At 46.2% G+C, this 8,428-nt stretch carries 9 protein-coding genes; 1 reads left to right on the forward strand and 8 read right to left on the reverse strand.

What is annotated here, in order from left to right; genetic code table 11:
• Nucleotides 1–5 precede the first annotated feature (5 nt).
• The 5 genes from B0187_RS04045 to thiP form a co-directional block, all read right to left on the reverse strand.
• Nucleotides 6–803: an ABC transporter ATP-binding protein gene (locus tag B0187_RS04045; RefSeq protein ID WP_078236574.1), complete on the reverse strand. Its 798-nt coding sequence runs from the start codon at nt 801–803 to the stop codon at nt 6–8.
• Nucleotides 803–1,738, reverse strand: a complete 936-nt coding sequence (locus B0187_RS04050) for an ABC transporter permease (protein WP_078236575.1) — start codon at nt 1,736–1,738, stop codon at nt 803–805. The genes B0187_RS04045 and B0187_RS04050 overlap by 1 nt, the downstream gene beginning before the upstream one ends.
• A gap of 301 nt (nt 1,739–2,039) precedes the next feature.
• Entirely contained in the window at nt 2,040–3,419 is a 1,380-nt protein-coding gene (gene radA, locus B0187_RS04055; RefSeq protein ID WP_078236576.1) for a DNA repair protein RadA, read from the reverse strand.
• 76 nt (nt 3,420–3,495) lie between these two features.
• Nucleotides 3,496–4,137: a thiamine ABC transporter ATP-binding protein gene (gene thiQ / locus B0187_RS04060; protein WP_078236577.1), complete on the reverse strand. Its 642-nt coding sequence runs from the start codon at nt 4,135–4,137 to the stop codon at nt 3,496–3,498.
• Nucleotides 4,130–5,743: a thiamine/thiamine pyrophosphate ABC transporter permease ThiP gene (thiP, locus tag B0187_RS04065; protein ID WP_078236578.1), complete on the reverse strand. Its 1,614-nt coding sequence runs from the start codon at nt 5,741–5,743 to the stop codon at nt 4,130–4,132. The genes thiQ and thiP overlap by 8 nt, the downstream gene beginning before the upstream one ends.
• 53 nt (nt 5,744–5,796) lie before the next feature.
• Between thiP and B0187_RS04070 the strand changes: the two genes are divergently transcribed.
• The gene (locus B0187_RS04070; protein WP_078236579.1) at nt 5,797–6,165 is read left to right on the forward strand and encodes a hypothetical protein; all 369 of its coding nucleotides are present in this window, start codon (nt 5,797–5,799) and stop codon (nt 6,163–6,165) included.
• Here B0187_RS04070 and rnhA read toward each other — a convergent pair whose 3' ends face one another.
• From rnhA to B0187_RS04085, 3 genes are read right to left on the reverse strand one after another with little or no spacing between them, the layout of a single operon-like run.
• A complete protein-coding gene (gene rnhA / locus B0187_RS04075) occupies nt 6,166–6,624 on the reverse strand; it encodes a ribonuclease HI (protein WP_078236580.1) in 459 nt (152 codons plus the stop codon).
• 15 nt (nt 6,625–6,639) lie between these two features.
• Nucleotides 6,640–7,647 (reverse strand): o-succinylbenzoate synthase, encoded by a 1,008-nt coding sequence (gene menC / locus B0187_RS04080; RefSeq protein ID WP_078236581.1) that lies wholly within the window; start codon nt 7,645–7,647, stop codon nt 6,640–6,642.
• A 4-nt stretch (nt 7,648–7,651) separates the two neighbouring features.
• Nucleotides 7,652–8,287 carry a LysE/ArgO family amino acid transporter gene (locus B0187_RS04085; protein ID WP_078236582.1) on the reverse strand — a complete coding sequence of 212 codons (636 nt, stop codon included), beginning with the start codon at nt 8,285–8,287 and terminating at the stop codon, nt 7,652–7,654.
• Between the last annotated feature and the right edge of the window lie 141 nt (nt 8,288–8,428).

Below are 8,428 nucleotides of genomic sequence, written 5' to 3' on the forward strand. Positions count from 1 at the left end.
TTTTGCTAGTTGCCGAGTAGTAATCCGTCATCGCTTAATTGTTCGTTACGGCTTTGTTGGAACAGATCGAGTAGGTCTGAAACCCCCATTTTTTTTCGCTGTTCCCCTGCCACATCAAACGCCACTTGCCCTTGATGAAGCATTACGGTGCGGTCGCCAAAGGTCAAGGCTTGTTGCATTGAGTGGGTTACCATTAGGGTGGTTAGTTTTTGCTCTCGCACGATTTTATTGGTCAATTCCAATACAAAATCGGTGGTTTTCGGATCGAGGGCGGCGGTGTGTTCGTCCAGCAATAAAATGCTAGACGGCTGTAACGATGCCATTAACAAACTGACCGCTTGTCGCTGCCCGCCTGAAAGTCGCCCCATTTGGTCGGTTAAGCGATTTTCTAAGCCCAATCCGAGCAACGCCAATTTTTCCCGAAATAGTTCACGGGTTTGGCGTTTGAGGGCGAAACCTAGCCCGCGTTTTCTGCCGCGTTGATAGGCGAGAGCCATATTTTCCTCAATGGTTAAGGCTTCGCAAGTACCAGCCATTGGATCTTGAAACACGCGAGCGACCAAATTCGCCCGTTGCCAACTGTTGGTGTGGCTCACGTTTTTGCCTTGAATTAAAATCTCGCCAGAATCCACCGTATAATCGCCACTAATTGCATTGAGCAGAGTCGATTTGCCCGCCCCGTTACTGCCGATCACCGACACAAATTCCCCTTGTTCCACTTTTAGGGATAGCCCTCGCAAAACAGGGTTTTCAATCGCTGTGCCACGATTAAAGGTAATAAAAAGATTGTTCAGTTCGATCATTATTGCCCCCGTTTGGCTAACCATTTTTGCTTGAATTGCGGTAACACCAGCACGAACACCACGAGCAGGGCGGTAATGAGGTTCAAATCTTGCGGGCCGAAGCCGATGCCATTTAGCACTTCGTTATTTAACGCCAACGCAATGAAAAAGCGGTAGAGAATTGAGCCGGCAATCACGGCGGTGGTCAGCCAAATCATTCGTTTTGCCGAGAAAATCGCCTCGCCGATAATCACCGCAGCCAGCCCAATCACAATGGTGCCGACCCCGATAGAAATATCAAATCCGCCATTGCTTTGCACATACAACGCCCCACCCAACGCGATTAAGCCGTTAGAAATCGCCATTCCTAAAATGGTCATTTTATTGACCGCAATCCCTTGGGCTTTCGCCATTCGTTGATTCGTGCCAGTCGCTCGCACCGCCAGCCCCGTTTCAGTGGCGAAGAACAGATCAAACAAAATTTTGGCGATCACCACCACCAAGCCAGCCATTAACAGACGGACAATCGCCAGTTGCAGATCATCATTCGCAGGCATCGCGTCATAAATGGTCGCCTCGCCGAGTAACGACACATTCGGCGAACCCATAATGCGAAGATTGATCGAATAAAGGGCGATCATCATCAAAATGCTCGAAAGCAATTTTTCCAACTTGAAGCCGATGTGCAACGAAGCGGTAATCACGCCCGCGATTGAACCCGCCAACATACCGATTAAGGTTGCAAGCCACGGATCAACTTGATTGAGAATACAAAGCACGCAAACGCCGCCGCCCAGCGGAAAACTGCCGTCTGCGGTAAGATCAGGAAAGTCGAGAATTTTGTAAGAAATCAGCACCCCAAGGGCAACCAGAGCATAAATCAACCCCAGTTCCAACGCCCCAACCCAAGTTACATTGGTTAAAAAACTGCTGAAAAATTGAAGTAATGAATCCATAAACACACAATTTAATAAAACATACTACTTTACTAGTACAAGTGAAAACGGATTTTACGCATTTTCAGAGGTTTTGGCAATTTTTATGGTGGGGGATTTCCCCCTACGGTCTCGCTTTGCTCGACCACTTCCCCCGCAAGCGGGGGCAGATTTTGTTTTGTGGAAGTTTTGATATTTTTCCTCGTAGTGAGTTTGATCTGATCTGCCCCCGCTTGCGGGGGAAGCACCCTGCGTAGCAGGGGGTAGGGGGCTACAAGCGGTAAGATTTTGCAAAATTTTGTGAAATCTTACCGCTTGCTATTTAAAAATTACTCAAAATATCCAACGCATCCGACAATTTCCGTACGGTAAACACTTCCATTCCCTTAATCGGTTTTTTCGGGGCGTTGGCTTGGGGGATTATGGCTCGTTTGAAGCCGTGTTTTGCCGCTTCGCTGATCCGTTCTTGACCGCTTGGTACGGGGCGGATTTCGCCTGCCAAGCCAACTTCGCCGAAGATCACGAGATCTTGGGGTAGAGGTCGGTTGCGGAAGCTGGAAATCAAGGCGAGTAGCAGGGCTAAATCGGCACTAGTTTCGGTAACTTTTACGCCGCCGACTACATTAACGAACACATCTTGATCGGACATCTGCAAACCACCGTGGCGGTGCAGAACGGCAAGCAGTAGCGAAAGGCGGTTGTGATCTAAGCCCACCGCCACACGGCGAGGGTTGGCTAACATTGAGTGATCAACAAGGGCTTGGATTTCCACCAATAACGGGCGTGTGCCTTCCCATAACACCATTACCGAACTGCCCGAGGTCTGTTCTTCGCTACGGCTGAGGAAAATGGCGGACGGATTTTTCACTTCTCGCAAGCCCTGTTCCGTCATTGCAAACACGCCCAATTCATTGACCGCCCCAAAGCGGTTTTTCTGGCTACGCAGAGTGCGGAAACGGGAATCCGCCTCGCCCTCTAATAAAATTGAGGCATCAATACAATGTTCTAACACTTTCGGGCCTGCCAGCGTGCCGTCTTTGGTAACGTGTCCGACCATAATAATCGCCACTTGGCGAGTTTTGGCGTAGCGAGTGAGGAACGAGGCACATTCACGCACCTGCGACACACTACCTGGCGAAGATTGAATATCGGCAAGGTGCATTACCTGAATCGAGTCGATTACCATTAGTTTCGGCTTTTCTTGATCGGCAATGTTGCAGATATGTTCCACCGAGGTTTCCGAGAGCATTTTGAGGTGTTCGGTTGGCAAGCCCAAGCGGTTGGCTCGCATTGCCACCTGTTGTAACGACTCTTCGCCCGTAACGTAGAGGGTCGGAATGTGAGCCGACAAACCGCACATCACTTGCAATAACAGGGTACTTTTACCTGCCCCTGGATGTCCACCGATTAAAATCGCACTACCTGGTACGATACCGCCGCCAAGCACACGGTCGAGTTCGTTAAATCCACTGCCAAAACGGGGCACTTCCTGCAAACTGATTTCCGACAGGGTTTGCACCTTGCCCGAAGTCTCGCCCGCATAGCCCGAAAAGCGGTCGTTTTTGGTGGTTTCTTTGCTGGAAATTAACCGCACTTCGCTAATCGTATTCCACGATTTACACTCTTTGCATTGCCCTAGCCAACGGGCGTATTCCGCCCCACAATCGTTACAAACATAGGCGGTTTTCGGTGCTTTTGCCATTGTTAAACCTCAAAATCAACGCTAATTACTGTAAATTTGAACAGATAATAGCAATAAATACTGAATAAATAAACATTTATTTTAGATCGGCGACAATTCTTCCTTGCTCGATTTGAAGTATGCGATCCATTTTATTTTCTACCTCACTTAATTGGTGGGTAACCATTAGCAGGGTTAATTTTTTTTGATCGCATAAATCAAGGAATAATTGCAACATTTCATCGCGTAATATCGGATCAAGGGCGGAAAAAGGTTCATCTAATAATAAAATGGGTTTTTCGCGTAATAAACAACGGGCGAGGGCAACCCGTTGTTTTTGTCCGCCCGATAATTCCGTAGGCAAGCGGTGAGATAATTCCGATAATCCTACCGCTTGCAGGGCAGATTTTATTTTTTCTCGTTCTTTATCATTGAGTTTTAATTGCGGATTTAATCCTAAACTGATATTTTGCTCAACGGTTAAATGGGGGAAAAGATTATTTTCTTGAAATAACATTGAAACGGGGCGTTCAAAGGGTTGGGAATGGCTATGGTTTTGTTGATTAAGCCAAATTTCGCCTTTATGGGGTAATTCAAACCCTGCAATTAAATTTAATAATGTGCTTTTGCCCGAACCACTTGCCCCGATAATTGCTACTTTCTGCTCGGCAGGAATATGCAAATCGAAAAACATCGGCATTGCTTTATAATCGAAAAAGACATTATTTAATTTAATCATTTTGAGTTCCTTGCGGATTTTTTCTTTCTGCGATAAAAAAGACCATAAAGCAGAGCAATAATAAAATAAAAGCGGTTACGCTGGCTTCGTTCATTCGATAACTGCCGAGTTGTTGATAAAGCAAATAGGGCAATGAGCTAAATTCTTGATTACCGAATAAGGCAATGGCGGTAAAATCGCCAAGGGAAAAACAAAACGCCAAGCAAAACGCATATTTGACGGGGCTGGAAAGGCTTTGCCACTCAATTAAGCGAAAGCGTTGCCAGCCTTGAATGTGCAGTGAAGAACATAATTTTTCATAGCGTTGCATATTATGATTCATCGGCACGCTTAGGGTTTTAAGCATAAAGGGCAATGAAGCAAAAGCATTGCAGAGAATAATAATGATAAATAGATGAACTTGATTAAATTCAATTTGTTGTAATAATAAAAATAGCCCAATCGCCACCACTAAGGTTGGAATGGCTAAAACGGTCATTCCAGCGTTCAAGATAAATTTGGCGGTTCTTTCAAAATAGAGATAAGTTAATTTGCGAGCGAGGAATAAAATCGCCAATGCCATTAACAACGAAAACAAAGCGGAAAATAGAGCAATGCTGATCGAGTAAAAAGTCGATTTCCAAAATAATGGCATTGATAAAACACTCTGCCATTTTGCCGAAAAAATCGCTGTTACCACCAAGTTGACTAGCGGTAATAATATAAAAAGGCTGAATAAAATAATAATAGAAAAATAGAAAAATCTTACCCCTTGCAAGGGCTTGTTTAACCAAACTTTGCTGGTGCTGATCGATGATTTGATATTTTTATTAAAAATTTGGGTGAGGCTAAATAAAATAAAGCAAAAAATAAATTGCATAATAGCTAAAAAAGCGGCTTTGGTTAAATCAAATTCAAACATAATTGCTTGATAAATTGCCACTTCGAGGGTGGTATATTTTGGGCTGCCACCGAGGGTTAAAACAATGGTAAAACTGGTGAAACAGAGCATAAAAATTAAGCCAAACACCGCAGGAAGTTGTTGGCGTAAATAAGGCAATTCCACCCAGCGAAAAAACGCCCAGCCCCTTAAATTGAGTTGGGCGGCGAGTTGCCGTTGTTCGTTGGGAATGGCGGAAAAACTCTGCAAAAACATTCGGCTGGCGAGGGGAATGTTAAAAAAGAGGTGGGCGATTAAAATTCCCGTTAATCCATAAATGTTGAGCTGCCATTCAATGCCGAAAAAGGTGGAAAGTTGAGCTAGCCAGCCCGAACTGCCGTAAATGCCGATTAAGCCAAAAATGGCGACTAACGCAGGTAATACAAAGGTGAGCGAGCAGATTTTTATCAGCAGTGATTTCCCCTTAAAATCAAGGTAAAACAAGGATTTAGCGAAAATCATACCGCTTGCAATGGCGAGCAAGGCGGACAACAAGGCTTGCCCGAAGCTAAATAACAGAATGTGGCGAAGATAGTCATCTTGCCAAAAAGATTGAAATGAGAGGGATTTTCCAGCGGAAAATACCCCTTGCAAGGCGAAAAAATAGAAGCCCAAAATAAGCAGTAGCACCGTGCCACCTGCGAGAATTTCGGGCGGACGAATGCGTGAGAGGATCGATATTTTCATTGCCTTGCGTAAAATCGAAATTTAGAATAGCCAAAAAATGCGAGGATTTTACTATGAAACCGATCAAAACGGCGTTACTTTTTTCAGTTACTCTGATTTTAACCGCGTGCGTTAGCCCGCAACAACGTGCGGAACAGCGTTTGCGAGCCGAGCAAAATCTGCAAGTGGCATTGGCGAAACAGTGTGATTTGGAAACCGCAGAATTGATTGCGGAACAATTTCATCCACCCGTTGGCAGAACGGCGGAACAGGCGAAATTATTTGAAAAACGCTATGCGGAAAAAGTGAATAACCCGATGTTCCAAGCCTGCTACAAAATGGCGTGGCAAAATTACAAATCCCAACAGGAAATGCAAGAAATGCGAGATTGGTATTACCGCGACAACTTCCGCCCGTGGTTTCCGTGTTTTTCTTGTTGGTAATTAAGGTTCATACCCCACATCTTCCAGCGTGGGATTATTCGCCCCTTGTTTGGCGAGTTCATCGCAGAGGTCGTTTTCACGATGCCCTGAATGTCCTTTGACCCACTGCAATTCGAGTTGGTGGCGGTGGGTGGCTTGGTCGAGCAAAATCCATAAATCTTTGTTTTTCACGGGCTTTTTGTCGCTGGTTTTCCAGTCGTTTTTCTTCCAGTTAAAAATCCATTTCTGAATCCCATTTTTCATATATTGACTGTCGCTATGCAGCAACACTCGGCAAGGTTCTTTGAGCAAATTTAACGCTTCAATCACGGCTCGTAGTTCCATTCGGTTGTTGGTGGTTTGGAAGTAGCCTTGGCTGACGGTTTTTTCAATTTGGTTGTAACGCAACAAAATGCCGATGCCGCCTTTCCCTGGGTTGCCGAGGCACGAGCCGTCCGTAAAAATTTCAACTGTTTTCATAAAATGCCTAAAATTTTACAAAATCTCACCGCTTGCAAGCGGTGCGATGGTTAATTCTGTAACGTAATCGCTAGTTAAATCGGCGAGGGGCAGGGTTGAGCCTTGCCACGCTCGCAGCAGTTGCGATTTCATTAGGTTGAGGGTGTCTAACCCCGCCAGCGTGTTGGGGGTGTATTGATGAGCGAGTCGAGCCAGTTGCGTGAGGGCAAGGCTGCTTTCAATGCTGGAACTGATAACGGCGATCAGCCCCTGCTGATGAGCCTGCTCAATTAGGCGAACGCATTTGGCGATTGACCCCGTGAGGGTTGGTTTGATAATAATCGCCGCCACGTTCGGCTCTGCTTTCGGCTGGAAATTTGGTTCTCGCACTGTTTCGTCCCACGCAATCGCAATCCCATATTTTTCCGCAAATTGGCGAGAAAGTTCGGGGGTTTGGCAGGGTTCTTCAATAAATTGAATTTGCAAGCGGTGGGATTGTGCGATTTTTTCGGCAAATTTCCCCGCTTTTTCGAGTGTCCAGCCACGGTTGGCGTCAAGGCGAAGTTTTAAATCTGGCACGGCTTCGCACAGCATATCGGCGATTAAGCCGTCTCGATTGGCTTCGTATAAGCCCACTTTCATTTTGGCGATTTTTTCGCCTTGCATCGCGTTCAGTTTGGCGTAGAGTTCGTCTGGGTCGCCGTAGCAGAGCGGGGCGGTGCGAAAATCCGCTTGCTCGCCCAATTCGCCGTGCAATTCGGCTAAGGCACAACTTAGCCCGAATGCCACCGAGGGGGCGTTTTGGTCGAGGTCGCCCGTGTTTTGATTCGCAAGCCATTTCGCCAGCCACTGTTGAGTTTGGGCGAGGGCGATTGCTAAGGTTTCGTGGCTAAATTGGGGCAGGGGGGCGATTTCCCCCCAGCCCGTTTTGCCGTTTTCGTTTAATGCCACGATCAACCCCTCACGCTGTTTGAGGCGTTGGGTGCGAAGAATTACGCCTGTTTCGACAGGCAAGCGGTAATGGTAAAGTTGAGCGGTTCGCATAAAATTATCTTATCAGAGAGCCAACAATCGAGAACGCATAAATCACAAGGCTGATGGCGATAGAGTACATAATCAAGCCCGTGATGCTATCTAAAATTTGCCACATTCGGCGTTTTTGGAAATAGGGTGCGAGGAAGCCTGCCCCGTAGCCCACCCCGAAAAACCAGAGGAAAGAGCAGAGCAACGCCCCGATTAAAAATTGGATTTTTTGCTCAAACGTGAGCGTGCCGCCGATGCCGCCGACAATCACGACCGTATCAATGTAAACGTGGGGGTTGAGCAGGGTAATGGCGAGAGCCACCGCCACCGCTTTTTTGAGATTAGCCCCTTGCTCGCCCTGTTTGGCGGTGAGCTGGCTTGAACCACGATAGGCACTTAAAAAGGAACGGCTGCCGTAGGTAAACAGAAACATCGCCCCGAACACGGCTAACGCAAAACTCGCCACGGGGGATTGAGCTATCAGCGTGCCTAAGCCGAGAACGCCGAGGGTCATCAGCACCACATCTAGCAAAAAGAAAATCAAGGCAACCCAAAAAATATGTTGTTTGAGAATCCCTTGTTTGAGTAAAAAGGCGTTTTGAGCCCCAATCGACACGATCAAGCCAAAACAGACCACAAAGCCTTGTAAAAAATGTTCCATAATGTTTCCTCGCAAGTGAAATATATTAACAGACGGAATGAAATCCACAAAATGTTTGAGCCTAGCCCGCTTTTTTTGCTAAAAATGCTAAAAAATTGTCCAGCTAAACCGTTTTAGTATTGCATTTTTTTTTTTTTTTTT

Origin of the sequence: Haemophilus paracuniculus, assembly GCF_002015115.1 — a bacterium.
Lineage (GTDB): Bacteria > Pseudomonadota > Gammaproteobacteria > Enterobacterales > Pasteurellaceae > Haemophilus_E > Haemophilus_E paracuniculus.